Source organism: Microbulbifer sp. SE14, assembly GCF_059834885.1.
This window is the reverse complement of the sequence record NZ_JCBAJA010000026.1, coordinates 1-17,098: the sequence shown is the minus strand read 5'-3', so window position 1 is coordinate 17,098 and position 17,098 is coordinate 1. Positions and strand designations below refer to the sequence as shown.

At 61.9% G+C, this 17,098-nt stretch carries 12 protein-coding genes; 8 read left to right on the top strand and 4 right to left on the bottom strand.

Annotated features, from left to right (window positions below; translation table 11 throughout):
* The 4 genes from AC6R19_RS16910 to AC6R19_RS16895 all read left to right on the top strand — a co-directional run bounded on the left by AC6R19_RS16910 (window position 1) and on the right by AC6R19_RS16895 (window position 5,579).
* Entirely contained in the window at window positions 1-1,035 is a 1,035-nt protein-coding gene (locus AC6R19_RS16910) for a PilW family protein (protein WP_500581031.1), read from the top strand.
* Entirely contained in the window at window positions 1,035-1,571 is a 537-nt protein-coding gene (locus tag AC6R19_RS16905; protein WP_500581030.1) for a pilus assembly PilX family protein, read from the top strand. The genes AC6R19_RS16910 and AC6R19_RS16905 overlap by 1 nt, the downstream gene beginning before the upstream one ends.
* Before the next feature lie 9 nt (window positions 1,572-1,580).
* Window positions 1,581-5,048, top strand: a complete 3,468-nt coding sequence (locus AC6R19_RS16900; RefSeq protein WP_500581029.1) for a PilC/PilY family type IV pilus protein — start codon at window positions 1,581-1,583, stop codon at window positions 5,046-5,048.
* A 72-nt stretch (window positions 5,049-5,120) separates the two neighbouring features.
* Entirely contained in the window at window positions 5,121-5,579 is a 459-nt protein-coding gene (locus AC6R19_RS16895; RefSeq protein WP_500581028.1) for a type IV pilin protein, read from the top strand.
* 1 nt (window position 5,580) lies between these two features.
* On the opposite strand, the gene AC6R19_RS16890 is transcribed toward AC6R19_RS16895, so the two are convergent.
* From AC6R19_RS16890 to AC6R19_RS16880, 3 genes are all read right to left on the bottom strand, one after another.
* Window positions 5,581-6,144: a GspH/FimT family pseudopilin gene (locus AC6R19_RS16890; RefSeq protein ID WP_500581027.1), complete on the bottom strand. Its 564-nt coding sequence runs from the start codon at window positions 6,142-6,144 to the stop codon at window positions 5,581-5,583.
* Window positions 6,145-6,246: 102 nt separating this feature from the next.
* Window positions 6,247-7,656 carry a sigma-54-dependent transcriptional regulator gene (locus AC6R19_RS16885; protein WP_500581026.1) on the bottom strand — a complete coding sequence of 470 codons (1,410 nt, stop codon included), beginning with the start codon at window positions 7,654-7,656 and terminating at the stop codon, window positions 6,247-6,249.
* A 115-nt stretch (window positions 7,657-7,771) separates the two neighbouring features.
* The gene (locus AC6R19_RS16880; RefSeq protein WP_500581025.1) at window positions 7,772-9,367 is read right to left on the bottom strand and encodes a two-component system sensor histidine kinase NtrB; all 1,596 of its coding nucleotides are present in this window, start codon (window positions 9,365-9,367) and stop codon (window positions 7,772-7,774) included.
* Between the two features lie 97 nt (window positions 9,368-9,464).
* Between AC6R19_RS16880 and AC6R19_RS16875 the strand changes: the two genes are divergently transcribed.
* The gene (locus tag AC6R19_RS16875; protein ID WP_500581024.1) at window positions 9,465-11,093 is read left to right on the top strand and encodes an NAD+ synthase; all 1,629 of its coding nucleotides are present in this window, start codon (window positions 9,465-9,467) and stop codon (window positions 11,091-11,093) included.
* Window positions 11,094-11,160: 67 nt separating this feature from the next.
* Here AC6R19_RS16875 and AC6R19_RS16870 read toward each other — a convergent pair whose 3' ends face one another.
* Window positions 11,161-12,093 carry an outer membrane protein assembly factor BamD gene (locus tag AC6R19_RS16870; RefSeq protein ID WP_500581023.1) on the bottom strand — a complete coding sequence of 311 codons (933 nt, stop codon included), beginning with the start codon at window positions 12,091-12,093 and terminating at the stop codon, window positions 11,161-11,163.
* 118 nt (window positions 12,094-12,211) lie between these two features.
* Between AC6R19_RS16870 and rluD the strand changes: the two genes are divergently transcribed.
* The 3 genes from rluD to clpB all read left to right on the top strand — a co-directional run bounded on the left by rluD (window position 12,212) and on the right by clpB (window position 16,791).
* Window positions 12,212-13,159, top strand: coding sequence for a 23S rRNA pseudouridine(1911/1915/1917) synthase RluD (gene rluD / locus AC6R19_RS16865; RefSeq protein WP_500581022.1), 948 nt, complete (start codon window positions 12,212-12,214; stop codon window positions 13,157-13,159).
* A 120-nt stretch (window positions 13,160-13,279) separates the two neighbouring features.
* Window positions 13,280-14,044 (top strand): peptidoglycan editing factor PgeF, encoded by a 765-nt coding sequence (pgeF, locus tag AC6R19_RS16860; protein WP_500581021.1) that lies wholly within the window; start codon window positions 13,280-13,282, stop codon window positions 14,042-14,044.
* A 143-nt stretch (window positions 14,045-14,187) separates the two neighbouring features.
* Window positions 14,188-16,791, top strand: a complete 2,604-nt coding sequence (gene clpB, locus AC6R19_RS16855) for an ATP-dependent chaperone ClpB (protein ID WP_500581020.1) — start codon at window positions 14,188-14,190, stop codon at window positions 16,789-16,791.
* The last annotated feature ends 307 nt before the right edge of the window (window positions 16,792-17,098 follow it).

Sequence of the window (17,098 nt, the reverse complement as noted above, 5' to 3'; positions counted from 1 at the left end):
ATGAAATCTCTCGCCCGGCAGAGCGGTTTGTCGCTGATCGAATTGATGATTGCACTGGTGCTGAGCGCCATGCTGCTGTGGGGTGTACTGCAGATATTTGACAGCAACCGCGACACAATGCGCATGCAGACCGCTTTCGCACGGGTGCAGGAGAGCGGCCGTTTCGCCATGGACCTGTTGACCAAGGAAATCCGTATGGCGGACTACTGGGGCTGCGCGCCGGACTCGGCCAGCATCCAGGACCACTTGGATCCTAGCGATACAGCAGACGGCTACGATCCGGGCTACCTGGCCAATCTCGGTGCCAATGGCATTCTCGGAACTGACAACGCGAGCAGCCAGACGGTTGGCACCAAAGCGGTTTTGGACGGCACCGATATATTGTACCTACGTGGCGCCGAGGACGCCTGTGGCGGTACCGGTCGCATGGTTCCCAGCACCACCGCTGCATCCCTTCATGCGAGCCAGGATTGCGCAGTTGAGGTGGATCAGACCGTGCTCTTGACCAACTGCCAGAGTGGCGAACTCTTTACCATTACCAATATCCAGAACGGAAGCGGTGGCGACTCCGGAAAACGGACGCTGGTGCATAACACCGGCAACAGTACCGGCATCGACAATCTCAGCAAAAACCTGCAGCGGGAGTACGGTGCCGACTCTCGTATCCTGGTGCCTTACCAGCGTATCTACTTTGTCGCCGACAGCGCTGCCGGCAGCCCGTCACTGTTCGTCAGCGAGAATGGTGGAGATGCCCAGGAACTGATCCCGGGTGTGGAAGACATGCAGATACTCTATGGTCGCGATACCAATGGCGACGATACGGTGGATACCTGGAGTGTGGCGAACGCCGATCCTGCAATAATGGAGCAGGCACAGGTGCTCAAGGTGCAACTGGTGGTAGCCAGTGATACGGCCATCAATGCCGATGACCTGGCGGTTACCGACCTGGATAGTAACGACACTATCTACAACGACGGCAAGTTGAGAAAGGTCTACCTGGGCACTGCCAAAGTGCGTAACAGGGGGAATATGTGATGCAGTCAACCGCAAAGCAGAAGGGGGCAGTGCTGGTAGTCAGTCTGATAGTGCTCTTGGTGCTTACCCTGATCGGCGTTTCGGCGGCGCGTACCGTGTTGCTGGAGGAGAAAATGACCTTCGCTTCCCGTGATGCCAAGACGGCCCTTGAAGTGGCGGAGGCGCTGGTAAAGCAGGGCGAGAATTATATCGATGGTATTTCGACGACTGGGGACTTCGGCGCCACGGGTTGGCGTCGCGCTGAAGGGGATGGTCCAAACAATCTGCTGGATGCTGCTACCTGGACCGACACCAATTCCGCAGAGTTTGAAGTGGAGATGGAGGGGCCGGACGGCAACAAGATGACCGGCCGCATGTATATCGAGCTGGCGGGCAATGCCGACAAGGAAGATCCGGCCGATAGCATCACCGTCGGAGGCTATGGCGAGTCCACCGGCGGTGGCGAGATCAAGGTCTTCCGCATAGTCGCGTTGGGTGTCGGTATTTCGAGCACCACAACCCGCACCATTGTCAGCCACTACGGCAAGCGCTTCTAGGATATTTCCATGAGCAGAGCAACAATCAAAAAAAACACACTCAAGCCACTGCTGTGTGGCCTGTTCGGCTTCTCCGCGACCCTTGCAACCTGTGTCAGCGCCGAGCCGCTTACCCTTTCCAATACACCCCTGCAGGCCACCGGTAAGGCGGAGCCCAACCTGATGATCCTGCTGGATTCGTCTGGCTCCATGGATTCGAAGCTGGACAGTGGTGAGACCCGATTGACCGCGGCCAAGGAGGCGGCGGTTGGGGTGGTCAACGGCCTCAACGATATGCGTGTGGGCCTGGCGCGCTTCAATCGCAGTGGTGTTACAGACACTTCGAATGATAGTAATGGCGACGACGACGGCGCGCGAATTCTGATGGGGCTTACCAGTCTGTCAACTAGCGGTGCGCGACAGGACCTGGTCAAAAAAATCAACGCTATTGACGCAAAAGGCTGGACGCCGCTGGCGGAATCGCTGGCGTCGATCGGTCGCTACTATGTGCAGGGCAAGGAGGCGACACTGACGCTGCACCCGGGCCAAACCAATCAGGCGACCGCCTCTGCCTCGGATGTACTCGGGCCTGCGCCGACCTATGCCAGCGGAGTCAACGCGCCCACCGCGGCCAGCCCGGCTATTCAGTACTATTGCCAGAAGAATTTCGTTCTGGCATTGACCGATGGCCTGCCGACCATGGACGTCGACATCGACGATAACCCCTATTTAAGGGACTACGATGGCGACTGCAGTGCAGCCGACTCCAACTGCGGCAGCCACGATAAAAAGCCGGATCAAAGTTACGATTCGAATGACGGTTCGGACTACCTGGATGATGTGGCTATGGCACTCTACGATGTCGACCTGCGCCCGGACCTGAAGGATAATAACAACGACGCAGTCAAGAATAATATCACCAGCTATTTTATCGGCTTTGCGGATTCGAATCTGGCGAACAACCAGTTGCTGAAGGATGCCGGCAGCCAGGGGGGAGGTAGCTACAGCTATGCGTCGAACGCCAGCGAACTGGTGACTTCTTTCAATGCGGCGATTGATGCCATCTCCAATTCCATCGGAACCCAGTCCTCGGTTTCGTTTAACTCCACCTCTCTGGATACCGGTTCGGTGATCTATTCGGCCAAGTTCGATACTTCGGATTTTAGCGGGCGTCTCTATGCGCGCTATCTCGACCCCGAAACCGGCCGTATTTCCGACACCGCATGGGAGGCTGCGGAGAAGCTGGCCAACGAGTCGTCCAGCAGCCGTGAGATCGTTACGTATCTGGATGGCGATGGAGTACCGTTCACCGTATCCGACCTGGACGATGGAACCAGCAGTTTCACGATTACGGTACGCGCGCGGGGTGTAGTGGGCACTGAGCAGATCCACCTCAAGGTCGGGGGTACAACAGTTGAGAGCTGGACTCTTTCGAAGACCTATAAAACCTATAGTGCTGTAACAAGCAATACCTCGGGGAAAATCCAGGTTGAGTTTTATAATGACTATGGGTCCCGCGATGTGCAGGTGGACTATATCCAGATTGATGGCAGCACCCTCCAGGCGGAAGATCAGAGTGTGAATACAGGGGTTTGGGGCAATAACTCATGTGGCGGAGGAACTAACAGCGAGTGGCTGCACTGCAATGGCTATATCGAGTTTTGTTCAATTTCCGAATGCGGACTGGACGATGTGACGCCTCAAAGGGCGGACCTGAGAGTGAACGATAGCACAGGTTCCATCGACGATCGATGGAGTGATCGCCTGGCCTATATCCGCGGCGACACCAGCAAAGACAGCCTGGACGGCTTCCGCCCCCGCGGTGACTTCTCTACCGGCAGTGCAGCCGGCAGCAAGATACTGTTGGGCGATATAGTGCACTCCACGCCGATTTATGTAGGCAAGCCTGAGCTGAACTGGCCGGCGGATTTTGGCAGTAACAGCAAGCCCTATGCGCAGTTCGAGATCGATAAGGCAAGCCGTACGCCCATGGTCTATGTGGGTGCCAATGACGGCATGCTGCACGGCTTTGACGCGAGTACTGGCGAAGAGGTTTTCGCCTATGTGCCGGCCCTGGTATTGAACGACGAGCGCTATAAGGGCCTGCATGCCTATACCAGTTCCACCTATTCGCACAATTATTATGTGGACCTGACACCGGCCGTGTCCGATGCATTTATCGATCCGGACGGTGGCAATCAGCCGGATTGGACAACCGTGTTGGTGGGCGGCTTGCGCGGCGGCGGCAAGGGTTATTTCGCCCTGGATGTGACCAATCCCGCCAACCTCAATGAAACCAATGCCGCCGGCGTTGTGCTGTGGGAGTTTGATGGCGGCGACGATACCGGCCGCGCCAACCTGGGTTACGGTTTTTCCGAGGCGCAGATCGCCAAGCTGAATAATGACAAGTGGGCGGCGATTTTCGGCAACGGCTATAACAGCGACAATGGCGAGGCGGGCCTCTTTATTGTCTATATCGAGGAGGGGGCCGACGGAAGTTGGGATGCCGGTGACTGGGAGTTTATCAGTACCGGTATCGGTGCCGACAACAGTGGCCGGAAGAACGGCCTCTCCTCTCCGCGCCTTATTGATTTGAACGGTGACCGCAAAGTCGATCGTGTCTACGCCGGTGACCTGATGGGCAATATGTGGGCCTTTGACCTGTGCAACGCCGATGGCGACGGAAGCTGTCAGGCCAGTGGTTGGGGCAAAGATTACAAGCTGTTCAGTGCCGGCAATGGCGAACCGCACAATGCGATTACCGCAATGCCGTTAGTAGCGCGCAATACGGCGGCGACGAATGGCGCTGGGCCCAATGTGCTGGTGATGTTCGGCACCGGGCAATACCTGAATTCGGGCGATTTGACGGAAATCAATGGAGGTGGTTTCTACGTGGTTTGGGACAAAGGGGTTGCCAATCGCACAGCCAGTGATTTGGTCGAGCGTGATCTTCAACGTGTCAACACGATGCGCAGGGTTTCCGATGCGACTGATGGTGACATCAATTGGGCGGAAGATTATGGCTGGTACATGCCGCTGGATAACGCCTCGGGTGCCTATGCGGCCGAGCGAGTGGTCAGTTCTGCGGCTCTGCGCCGTAACAGCCTGTTCTTCAATACCATTATCCCTAACCCCCAGCCCTGTGCGTCCAGTGGTACCGGCTGGCTGATGGCCATGGATTTTCGCACTGGCTTGCCCGAAGAGGGACTGGATCGACCGGTGACAGATTTCAACAACGATGGCAAGATCGACCAGGATGATGCCGGTTATGTGGGCCAGATATTCGAGCCGAGCCGCTGTATCAACGCAAACGGTACCGAATGCGACGATACTGGCTCTAATCCGCCCCCCGATCCGGGAATGCCGGGCGAGCCGGGCTTTATCAGCAATATACGCTGCACCCCGGGTAGTTCGGGAGACGTTGATTGTGCCCCGATTGATCCCGGTAAGGAGGAACGAGAGGGCCGTCTGTCTTGGGAGGAGTTCTCTCCAAACTGATTCCGCAACGGTTGGTTGATTCAGCGGTCGGGCAGTGTCCGGCCGCACTCTTACACACTGCGAGATAGAGAAATGAAAAAGCAGTTCGGCTTTACCCTGATCGAATTGATGATTGTCGTGGCGATAGTGGCGTTACTCGCCGGTGTCGCCTGGCCCTCTTACCAGAACCAGGTGCGCTCCTCCAACCGCTCCGATGCCCAGGGCGCCCTGCTGGGGCTGGCGCAGGCGATGGAGCGGCATTTTACCCAGAATGGCACCTATGCCGGCGCTGCTGCAGGCGGTAACGACGACGGTGCCCCCGCCATTTTCCCGACCCAGTCGCCGCTAGATGGTAGTAATAAAAGATACAATCTCACCATCGACGTGAGTGGCGATGGCAATAGCTATGATCTGTTCGCTACTCCCATAGGTTCGCAAGTTGGTGATGGCCAGCTGCGGCTGAGCTCCAGTGGCGAAAAGGCCTGGGACCGCGGTAATGACGGCGCCTTTGCCGATCCGGGCGATTTGTGCTGGGACAAGATCTGCAGCTGATTTATTCTGCTGCGGCGCAGGTCAATTCAACGCCGCTGCCGTTTTCCATAATGCCATCGCCGTCGTTGTCCCTGCCAAAATAGGGGCGGCCGGTGGCATTGAGTACGATAATCCAACCGTATTCGGGGTTTCCGTCCGGTGGGCAGTAGGCAAAATTTCCTGTCTGCCGCGGGGTGCGGCCGTTAGGGCGATACTGCAGATAATTTCTGAGATTGTTCCATTTCAGGCTGGCACTTTTCGGCAACGCGGACATTACCCGTTCGATCGTTTCGTTTTCCTCCCGCTCGCCGTTGCCGTTGCCATCCGCGAACAACAGTACCCCTTGGGACCAATCGCCGTTACATTCCTGTCCGTTCGAGCTCCCACAGAGAGTATAAATTTCCCCCAGGCTGTAGGCCTTGCCCCGACCGAGGGCGATCAGGTCGAACAGTTGCTGACGGTATGTTTCGCTTCGATAACGATGGAGAAAGTCCGTCATCGACGGTACTGCTACGGCCATCACAATGGCTAGAATAGCAATGGTCAACATCAAATCGATTAGGGTAAAACCCGAAACTTTGTTCACAGTGCAAACTCCACTTCCTTGAGCTTGCACCAGCATACTGATAGAACCGAAAAAGCCAATCACAGGCCATTACAGTACGTACGTGTGTACTGTTTTTAGTACTCAGTCTTCCAGCCCGAGTTTCTTCAGTCGATACCGCAAAGACCGAAAACTGATCCCCAGCTTCTGCGCCGCCGCCGTCCTGTTCCAGCGCGTATCGGTCAGCGCGCTCTCAATCGCTTCCCTTTCGATGGTTTGAAGGAATTCATCCAGGGAACCGTAGTGGCTGGGATCGAACTGGCCGGGGTAGGCCTGCGCAACCGGCGGCTCGGCTGTGATTTGGGGAGCCGGCTGCGGCTCCGGAGCTTTCGCTATCTGCACGGCCTCGCGGTCGAGCAGCAGGTCCTCGGCGCGGATCAGCTGCTGGTCGCTGAGGGTAAAGGCGCGCTCCAGGATGTTTTCCAGCTGGCGCACGTTGCCCGGAAAGGAGTAGTTCTTCAGCGCGTCCAGCGCTTCATCTGAGAGTTGCGGTGCATCGAGTCCGGCATTGGCGGCGATGCGGCGCATGATGATGCCCGCAAGTTGCGGAATATCCCCGGCGCGCTCCCGCAGCGGCGGCACGGCGATTTCGATCACATTGATGCGGTAGTAGAGATCGCTGCGGAAGCGGCCCTCGGCCACTTCCCTCGCCAAGTCCCTGTGCGTCGCGCTTAGAATTCGCACGTCTATGGGCACTTCCTGGCTGGCGCCGATCGGGCGCACGCGCTTTTCCTGGATGGCGCGCAACAGTTTGACCTGCATATCCAGCGGCAGGTCCGCCACCTCGTCCAGGAACAGGGTGCCGCCCTCGGCGGTCTGCAGCAGGCCGGGCTTGTCCTTGTGGGCGCCAGTGAAGCTGCCTTTCCTGTGGCCGAAGAATTCGCTCTCCATCAGTTCCGCCGGAATGGCGCCGCAGTTGATCGGCACGAAGGGCTTGTCGGCGCGGGCACCCTGGGCGTGGATGGAGCGGGCCGCCAGCTCCTTGCCGGAACCGGATTCGCCGCTGATGTAGATGGGGGCATCGCTGCGCGCGACCTTGGCGATCTGCCGGCGCAGCAGGCGCATGTTTTCCGCCTCGCCGAGCAGCAGCTGGTCGGCGCCCCGGGTCTGCACTTCGTTGCGCTTCTGGTTCAGGCGCAGCGCCAGCTGCACCAGGCTGCGCAGCCGCTCCAGGTCCACCGGCTTGCTGACGAAGTCGAAGGCGCCCAGCTTGAGGGCGCTGATGGCGGTGTCCATATTGCCGTGGGCGGTGATCACCGCCACCGGCAGGTCGCCGTCGCTGTGTTCCTGGATATGCTCCACCAGCTGCAGGCCGTCGCCATCCGGCAGGCGCATATCGGTGAGACAGAAATCGTAGCGGTTCTCGCTGAGCAGGCGGTGGGCCTCGCTCAGGTTGGCGGCGGTGTGGCAGCGGACGTCCATGCGCCGCAGGGTCAGGGTCAGCAGTTCGCAGATATCCGGTTCGTCGTCGACGACCAGGGCCAGTGGTTGCATTTATTCGCGGTCTTATTGTTGGTTTTCTTGAAGCACTGAGATTCAGCGCCTGATTATGGCAGAGAATCTTTACCGATTGGCAACTAGTTCATTGGAAAATGGTTCCCCTGTTGCGTCAAAAAATCCGGTTTGAGTGGGCGAATTCTATCCGAAAGCAACTTTTGTTGCCCTCACTGCGGCAGTAGTAGAGGTTGGCCTGGATGGCCTCGCAGAGTTCCCTCGCTATGTAGAGCCCCAGGCCGCTGCCTCCCTGGCCGGTGGTGAAGAAGGGCTCGAATATCTTGTCCCTGTGCTCCGGCAGCACGCCGCGGCCGCTGTCGATCACGTCCAGCACCGCGCAATCGCGCTCCCCGTGGCGGTAGACGGCGATCTCCACGTCGCGCCGGCCGGTGGAGATATGGGAGTGGTGCAGGGCGTTGTTGCACAGATTGGTGACCACCTGCGCCAGCTGCTGCGGGTCGAAGCGGGCGTTGACCGGTTGCTCCGGCAGTTCCAGGCGGATCCTGGTTTCGGCCGGGGCGCCGGCGCGGAAGTCCTGGATAAACAGCTCCAGCCAGTCCCCCAGGTCGTGCAGCTGCGGCACCGATGCGCGGCGGCGCGACAGCTGCATCACGTTCTCCACTATCTCGTTCACCCGCTGGCTGTGGCGGCAGATGATCTGGGTCAGGTGCCGGTCCTCGTCGCTGAGATTGGGCGACTCCGACAAAAGCTGCGCTGCGTGACTGATGGCGCCGAGGGGGTTGCGCACCTCGTGGGCGATGGAGCCGGTCAGGTGGCCGAGGGAAGCGAGCTTGAGTTTCTGCGCGGCCTGGGTGAGTTTGCGGTTGTCCTCGACGAACACCAGGGTGCTGTCGCCGTGCTCCCGGCGCAGGTTGGCAAAACTGAGGCGCAGCTCGCCGCCGTTGTCCGCCTGCATCAGGGCGACGCTGCGGGCGGTGTCGCGGCGCCACTCGCGCACTATGCGGCGCAGCTCGGCCTGGCGCTCGCCGCCCGGCTGCAGCTGCTCTCCCAACAGCTGCCGCGCGGCGCGGTTGATCAGTTCCGGTTTGTTGGCGGCGTCGACGACGAGCACGCCGGTGCGCATGCGTTCGATGATCTGCTGCGCCAGCCGCTGCAGGTGCGCCGCCTGGCGGCTCTGCTGGTCGGCGCGCAGTGTGGCGCTGCGAATGCGCGCGGAAAGGTACTGCAGGGCGCTGACGGTGGCGAACAGCAGTATTCCCAGGCTGCCGGCGGAGACTATGTCCTGGGTATTGGCGAGGCCCGCGAGCAGGCCGTACAGTTGCTGGCCGATCACCCCGAGGCTGGCCACGGCGGCAAAGAAGGCGCCCATGCGCCGGTCCAGCAGCATGGAGCCCACCGAGCAATTGATCAGCAGCAGGTAGCCGAGCCCGGAGTTGAGGCCGCCGCTGGCCTGGATCAGCAGCAGGAAGACGAGTATGTCACAGCCGAGGATCAACCCCACCTGGCCGGCGCTGGTGTGGTAGGCACTGCGGCGCAGGTGCAGCAGCCAGCCGAAGTTGAGCGCGGCATAGGCGATCACCGTGTTCAGGTAGAGCGCCGGGGCGCTGTTGCCCACCGCGCCGCGGCCGAGGCCGGAGGTGAAGATACCCAGCAGCACCAGGGCTATGGCCACGCGGTAGTAGGCGTAGACCCGCAGTAGTTCGTGGTGTTGCAGGGTGGTCCCGCTGGCGCCCGGCGCTGCAGTGCTCAAGGAGTGGCTCTCGGAATTGTTCTGGTTGTTTTGTGGTTACTGCGGTTGTCTCCCGGGTCACGGTACAATAGCCGTCTCTTGGACCCGAGGTACAAAGATGTCTACTTTGCAGCTAGTGCTGGCACAAATCAATTCTCTGGTGGGGGACATTCCCGGCAACACCGCGCAGGTGATCGACGTCACCAGGAAGGCGCACCGCGAACTGGACGCCGAACTGGTGCTGTTTCCCGAGCTGACCCTGTGCGGTTACCCCCCGGAGGACCTGCTGTTGCGCCCGAGCATGCAGCGGCGCATCGACGCGGCCCTGGCGCAGCTGATGGCGGCGGAACTGCCCTGCGCTGTGCTGATCGGCTACCCGCGGGTGGTGGCCGGCAAGGTGTTCAACATGGCCGGACTGATCGTCGACGGCGAGCTGGTGGCGGAGTACGCCAAGCAGAAGCTGCCCAACTACCAGGTCTTCGACGAGATGCGCTACTTCGTGCCCGGCGACCAGCCATGCATCGTGGACATCAAGGGCATCCCCACGTCCATCACCATCTGCGAGGACATCTGGCACCCGGAACCGGTGGCCCAGGCGGCGGCCGCCGGCGCCAAGCTGATGCTGAACATCAACGCCTCGCCCTTCCACCGCGGCAAGGCCCAGGAGCGCCTGGAGCTGCTCGCCAACCAGGCCCGTGCCGGCAATATGCCGATCCTTTATGTGAACTGTATCGGCGGTCAGGACGAACTGGTGTTCGACGGCGGCTCCTTCGCCGTGGACGCCCGGGGCAAGCTGTGTGCGCGGGCGCCGGAGTATGTGGAGCAGCTGCTGCCGGTCGCGGTGACCCACAGGAACGGCAAGGTGAAACTGGGCCCGGGCGAGGTCACCCCGGCCCTGGAGGACCTGGCCTCTGTCTACCAGGCGCTGGTGCTCGGCGTGCGCGACTATGTGAACAAGAACGGCTTCAACGGCGTGGTGCTGGGCCTGTCCGGCGGCATAGATTCCGCCCTGACCCTGGCCATCGCCGTGGACGCCCTGGGGGCGGAGCGGGTGGAGGCGGTGATGATGCCCTTCCGCTACACGTCCGACCTGAGCAAGAACGATGCCGCCGACCAGGCCAAGCGCCTGGGCATCCACTACCGGGTGATCAGCATCGAGCCCATGTTCGACGCCTTTATGGGGGCGCTGGCAGAAGAGTTTGCCGATACCGAGCGGGATACTACCGAGGAGAACCTGCAGGCCCGCTCCCGCGGCGTGGTGCTGATGGCCATCTCCAACAAGAAGGGCGCCATGGTGCTGACTACCGGCAACAAGAGCGAACTGGCGGTGGGCTACGCCACCCTCTACGGCGATATGGTGGGCGGCTACAACGCGCTCAAGGATGTGCCCAAGACCCTGGTGTTCCAGTTGGCCCGCTATAGAAATACGCTGTCCGAGGTGATACCGGAGACGGTGATCTCCCGCCCCCCCAGCGCCGAACTGGCGCCGGACCAGGTGGACTCCGACAGCCTGCCCCCTTACGAGATACTGGACCAGATACTGAACCTGTATATCGACAGGGACTGCAGCGCCGAGGAGATCATCCGCCGCGGCTTCGAACGGGAGACGGTGGAACGGGTGGTGCGCCTGGTGGACCGCAACGAGTACAAGCGCCGCCAGGCGGCGGTGGGGGTGCGGATCTCCGAGCGGGGCTTCGGCCGCGACCGGCGCTACCCGATCACCAATGGCTGGAAGGCCGGCGAATAGGCGGGAATCCGGCGAGAACAAAAAAACGGCGCCCGGGGCGCCGTTTTTTATTGGTGGCATCCGCCGTTTACATCAGCTCCGGCGGCAGCGGCGCCTCTTCGCGCTGGTACTCCGGGTTGTACAGCTCGCGGGTGTCGAAGCCGCGGGGATCCGATTTCTCGAACAGGCCCAGGGTGAGGCGGTGGGCCAGGCTGCGGCCGCTGGCGCCCTTGTAGTAGTTGTAATTGAAGCTGCCGTCACTGCGGAAGGCCGGGTGGTTCGGGTAGTTGATGCGCAGCACGTTCAGCGCATTGGCCTCCAGCTCCGGCATCTCCAGCAGGTGGTAGCCCTGCACCATCACCGCCAGCGCATCCGGCACCGCCGGGGTCTGCTGGAAGTTCTCCACCACATAGCGGCCGCGGTTGGCGGCGGCCAGGTAGGCGCCGCGTTTGAAGTAGTAGTTGGCCACGTGTATCTCGTAGCGCGCCAGCAGGTTGCGCAGGTGGATCATGCGCTTCTGCGCGTCCGGTGCGTAGCGGCTGTCCGGGTAGCGGGCCATCAGCTGGGCGAAGTGGGCGAAGGACTCCCGCGCGGAGCCGGGGTCGCGGCTGGTCATGTCGGTGGGCAGGAAGCGCTCGAACAGGCCGCTGCCCTCGGTGAAGGAGGCCAGGCCCTTCATGTAATAGGCGTAGTCGACGTTGCGGTGCTGCGGGTGCAGGCGGATAAAGCGGTCCGCGGAGGCGATGGCGGCGTCGTTCTCGTAGTTGCGGTAGTAGGCGTAGATCAGCTCCAGTTGCGCCTGCTCGGCGTAGTTGCCGAAGGGGAAGTTGTCCTCCAGCGCGCGCAGGTTCTTGATCGCCAGATCCCACTGGCTGGACCTCAGCTGGCGCTGGGCGGCCTCGTAGAAGGCCTGCTCGGTGCGGCTGCCGGAGGGCAGCCCCTCTTCGGATTCATCGGTGCTGGCGCAGGCGACCAATATCGTGGATAGTACGGCCAACCACAGCGTTTTCCAGGCCTGCATAGCCCCTCGCTCTATCATTATTACTCTCTACCTTTAAACTAGCGGCCAATTATAGGTAACCGGCGGCCCGCCATTTAACCACAGTCGTGCAGCTGCCCAAAGTGTTTGAAGTTGAACCATGACCGAACTGCTCGAACTGGACATCGAAGTGCCTGCCCACCTGGCCGGACACAGGTTGGACCAGGCTGCGGCGGAATTAATTCCCGATTACTCCCGCGCACGGCTGCAATCCTGGATAAAAGGCGGCCAGTTGACCGTCAACGGTGGCGCCGCCAGGCCGAAGGACAAGCTGTTCGGCGGCGAGCAGCTGTGCCTGCGCGCCGAACTGGAACCCCAGGGGGAATGGCGCGCCCAGTCCCTCGACCTGGAGATCGTCCACGAAGACGACAGCCTGCTGGTGATCAACAAGCCCCCGGGGCTGGTGGTGCACCCCGCCGCAGGCAACCCGGACGGCACACTGCTGAACGGCCTGCTGCACCACAATCCGGCCCAGGCGCAGATACCCCGCGCCGGTATAGTGCACCGACTGGACAAGGACACCAGCGGCCTGATGGTGGTGGCCAAGACGCTGCCGGCGCAGACCAGCCTGGTGCAGCAGCTGAAAGCGCGCAGTGTCAGCCGCCAGTACGACGCCATAGTCCAGGGCACCGTCAGCGGCGGCGGCACGGTGGATGCGCCCATCGGCCGCCACCGCCAGAACCGGCTGAAGATGGCTGTCCTCGACTTTGGGGGCAAGGAGGCGGTCACTCACTACCGGGTGCAGGAGCGCTTCCGCGCCCACACACTGCTGCGCTGCAAACTGGAGACGGGCCGCACCCACCAGATCCGCGTGCATATGGCCCATATCCGCCACCCGCTGGTGGGCGACCCACTGTACGGCGGCCGCCCCAAACTGCCCGCGGAGGCCTCGGCCGAACTGGTCCGGGCGCTGCAGCAGTTCCCGCGCCAGGCCCTGCACGCCGCCGAGCTGTCCCTGCTGCACCCGAAAACCGGCGAGGAGATGCACTGGCGCGCGCCCATGCCCGCGGATATGCTGCGGCTGCTCGAATTGTTGCGAACCCCCTGATCGGTGGATGGCAGAAAACCGCTCCTGCGTTTTCAGCATTTCCGCTGGGCGGCACTCCGCCATCCATGGCGGTCACGCACGCAAGCGCCAAGCGCATCCACCAGAGAGCCCGGAAGGCCCATGACCATAGAACACTACCTTTTCCCCAACTGGCCCGCGCCCGCCAATGTGCGCGCCGCCACCAGCCTGCGCAGCGGCGGCCACAGCAAGGGCGACTACGAGTCCTTCAATCTCGGCGCCCATGTGGGGGACGACGAGCAGGCGGTGGCCGCCAATCGCAGCCAGCTGCTGCAGGAACTGCAACTCCCGGCCAAACCCCAGTGGCTGGAGCAGATCCACAGCGACAGGGTTGTCGAGGCGAAGGGCGACGGCCTGGTGCGCACCGCCGATGCCAGCTTCGCTGCGGCTCCCGGCGCCGTCTGCGCGGTGCTCACCGCCGACTGCCTGCCGGTGCTCTTCTGCGACAAGTCCGGCACCCGGGTGGCGGCGGCCCACGCCGGTTGGCGCGGATTGGCCGAAGGTATACTGCGCACCAGCGTCGAGGCGCTCGACTGCGATCCGCAGGAGCTGGTGGTGTGGCTGGGCCCGGCCATTGGTCCGCAGGCGTTTGAAACCGGCGTGGATGTGCTGGAGGTCTTTTTTGAAAATGCGCTGAGCGGTGAGCACGCGGAGGCCATCGCTCAGTGCTTCCGCCCGCACACCAAAAAGCCGCTGCATTTCCTCGCCGATATCTACGCCCTGGCGCGCGCAGAACTCAGGCAACTGGGTGTCACTGAAATTTACGGCGGCGACCGCTGCACCTTTACCGAAGAAGAAAATTTCTTTTCCTACCGCCGCGACAAAACCACCGGCCGCATGGCGTCCCTGATCTGGCTTCAGGATTGAACAGCGGCCCGAAACAGGGGCCATTTGATCTGGATCATTGAAAACCCTTCTCCCGCCCCTATTTTATCTCCCATTACTACACTGAATGGGTGGCGCCAAATCGGCGCCACTGTTTTGTCTTCCGAGGAGGAGGGGGTTCGTCCATGCGCATAGACCGAATGACCAATCCGCTGCAGGCCGCGATTGCCGACGCGCAGTCCCTGGCCGTCGGGCGCGACCACAACCAGATTTACCCGGAACACCTGCTGCTGGCACTGCTGAACCAGAACAACGGCAGCGTGCCGGCCTTCCTGTCCCAGGCGGGCTTCAACCTCAACGGCCTGCGCAACGACCTGGCGAAAAGGCTCGACAGCCTGCCCACCGTCGGCACGCCCACCGGCGACGTGGGCATGTCCCAGGAACTGGCGCGGCTGTTCAACCTGGCGGACAAGAGGGCGCAGCAGAACGGCGACACCTTTATCGCCAGCGAAACGGTGTTGCTGGCCGCCTTCGATCCCGCCGCCGGCGAGGTGTCGAAAATCCTCAATGCCAACGGCGATTTCAAACAATTGCAGGCGGCCATCGACAAGGTGCGCGGCGGCGAGAAGGTCGACGATGCCGGCGCCGAGGATGCGCGCCAGGCCCTGGACAAATACACCCTCGACCTGACCGAGCGCGCCGTGGCCGGCAAGCTGGATCCGGTGATCGGCCGCGACGACGAAATCCGCCGCACCATCCAGGTGCTGCAGCGGCGCACCAAGAACAACCCGGTGCTGATCGGCGAGCCCGGCGTGGGCAAGACCGCCATCGTCGAGGGGCTGGCGCAGCGCATCGTCAACGGCGAGGTGCCGGAGGGACTGAAGGACAAGAGACTGCTGTCCCTGGACCTGGGCGCGCTGCTGGCCGGGGCCAAGTTCCGCGGCGAATTCGAGGAGCGCCTGAAGGCGGTGCTGAACGAACTCTCGAAACAGGAAGGCCGCATCATCCTGTTTATCGACGAACTGCACACCATGGTCGGCGCCGGCAAGGCCGAGGGCGCCATGGATGCCGGCAATATGCTCAAGCCGGCGCTGGCCCGCGGCGAGCTGCACTGCGTCGGCGCCACCACCCTGGACGAATACCGCAAATACATCGAGAAGGACGCGGCCCTCGAGCGGCGCTTCCAGAAGGTGCTGGTGGACGAGCCCACCGAAGAGGACACCATCGCGATTCTGCGCGGCCTGAAGGAGCGCTACGAGGTGCACCACGGTGTCGATATCACCGACTCGGCGATCATCGCCGCGACCAGATTGTCCCAGCGCTATATCACCGATCGCCAGCTGCCGGACAAGGCCATAGACCTGATCGACGAGGCCGCCAGCCGTATCCGCATGGAAATAGATTCCAAGCCGGAGGAGATGGACAAGCTGGACCGGCGCCTGATCCAGCTCAAAATCGAGCGCGAGGCGGTCAAGAAGGACAAGGACGACGAGGCGGCGCAGAAGCGCCTGGCCAAGCTCGAGGAGGAAATCCACAAGCTGGAAAAGGAATACTCCGACCTGGAGGAGGTGTGGAAGGCGGAGAAGGCCCAGCTGGCCGGCAGCCACGACATCAAGGAGAAGCTGGAGCAGGCCAAGCTGGATATGGAGGCGGCGCGCCGCGCCGGCGACCTGGAGCGGATGTCGGAATTGCAGTATGGCCTGATTCCACAACTGGAGGGACAGCTGAAGTCCGCCGACGAAGCCAAGGACGAGGAGGAGCCGCGCCTGTTGCGCAACAAGGTCACCGAGGAAGAGGTGGCCGAGGTGGTCTCCCGCTGGACCGGTATCCCGGTGGCGAAGATGCTCGAGGGCGAGCGGGAAAAACTGTTGCGTATGGAAGATGAGCTGCACAGGCGCGTGATTGGCCAGGGCGAGGCGGTGGCCGCGGTGGCCAATGCGGTGCGCCGCTCCCGCGCCGGCCTCGCTGATCCGAACAGGCCCAACGGCTCCTTCCTGTTCCTAGGCCCCACCGGCGTCGGCAAGACGGAGTTGTGCAAGGCCCTGGCGCAATTCCTGTTCGACACAGAGGACGCCATGGTGCGCGTCGACATGTCGGAGTTTATGGAGAAGCACTCGGTCGCGCGCCTGATCGGTGCGCCTCCCGGCTATGTGGGCTACGAGGAGGGCGGCTACCTGACCGAGGCGGTGCGGCGCAAACCCTACTCGGTGATACTGCTGGATGAGGTGGAAAAGGCCCACCCGGAAGTATTCAACATACTGCTGCAGGTGCTCGAGGACGGCCGCCTCACCGACGGCCAGGGGCGCACGGTGGATTTCCGCAACACCGTGGTGGTGATGACCTCCAACCTGGGCTCCGACCTGATCCAGAAATACGCCGCCGCCCGCGACGCGGACGAACTGGACACCGAAATCCACTACCGACAGATGAAAAGCGCGGTGATGGACGTGGTGGGCGAGCACTTCCGCCCGGAATTCATCAACCGCATCGACGAGGTGGTGGTCTTCCACCCGCTGAACAAGGCGGAGGTGCGCTCCATCGCCGAGATACAGCTGGAGTCGCTGCGCCGGCGCCTGGGTGAGCGCGACCTGAAGCTGGAGGTGGCCGAGCCGCTGCTGGACAAGCTGGCGGAGGTCGGCTTCGATCCGGTCTACGGCGCCCGCCCGCTGAAGCGCGCGATACAGATGTGGCTGGAAAACCCGCTGGCGCAGGACGTGCTGGCGGGCAAGTTTGCCCCCGGCGATACCATTCACGCCGAGCTCGAAGGGGACAGGGCCGTGTTCCGCTAAACGCGGCGTCTCCGTTCTTTTTTCCGGCGCCGCAACCACTCTCCCCTCTCCCGCTTGCGGGGGAGGGGCCGGGGGAGGGGGTGCTGGTCGGCGCCCCCTCTCCCTAACCCTCTCCCCAAGGGGAGAGGGTACTGTAGGAGCGGCCCATGGCCGCGATCGATGTTCGGTTCACCCGGAAAGCCCGATCGCGGCCATAGGCCGCTTCTCTAAAGCGGCTCCTGATGTCAACCACTAATCTGGTTTCCGCTGTCCAACCATTACTGAGTTTCAGGCTTCTCTACGTGGTCGCTCAAGGCGCCTACAAGAT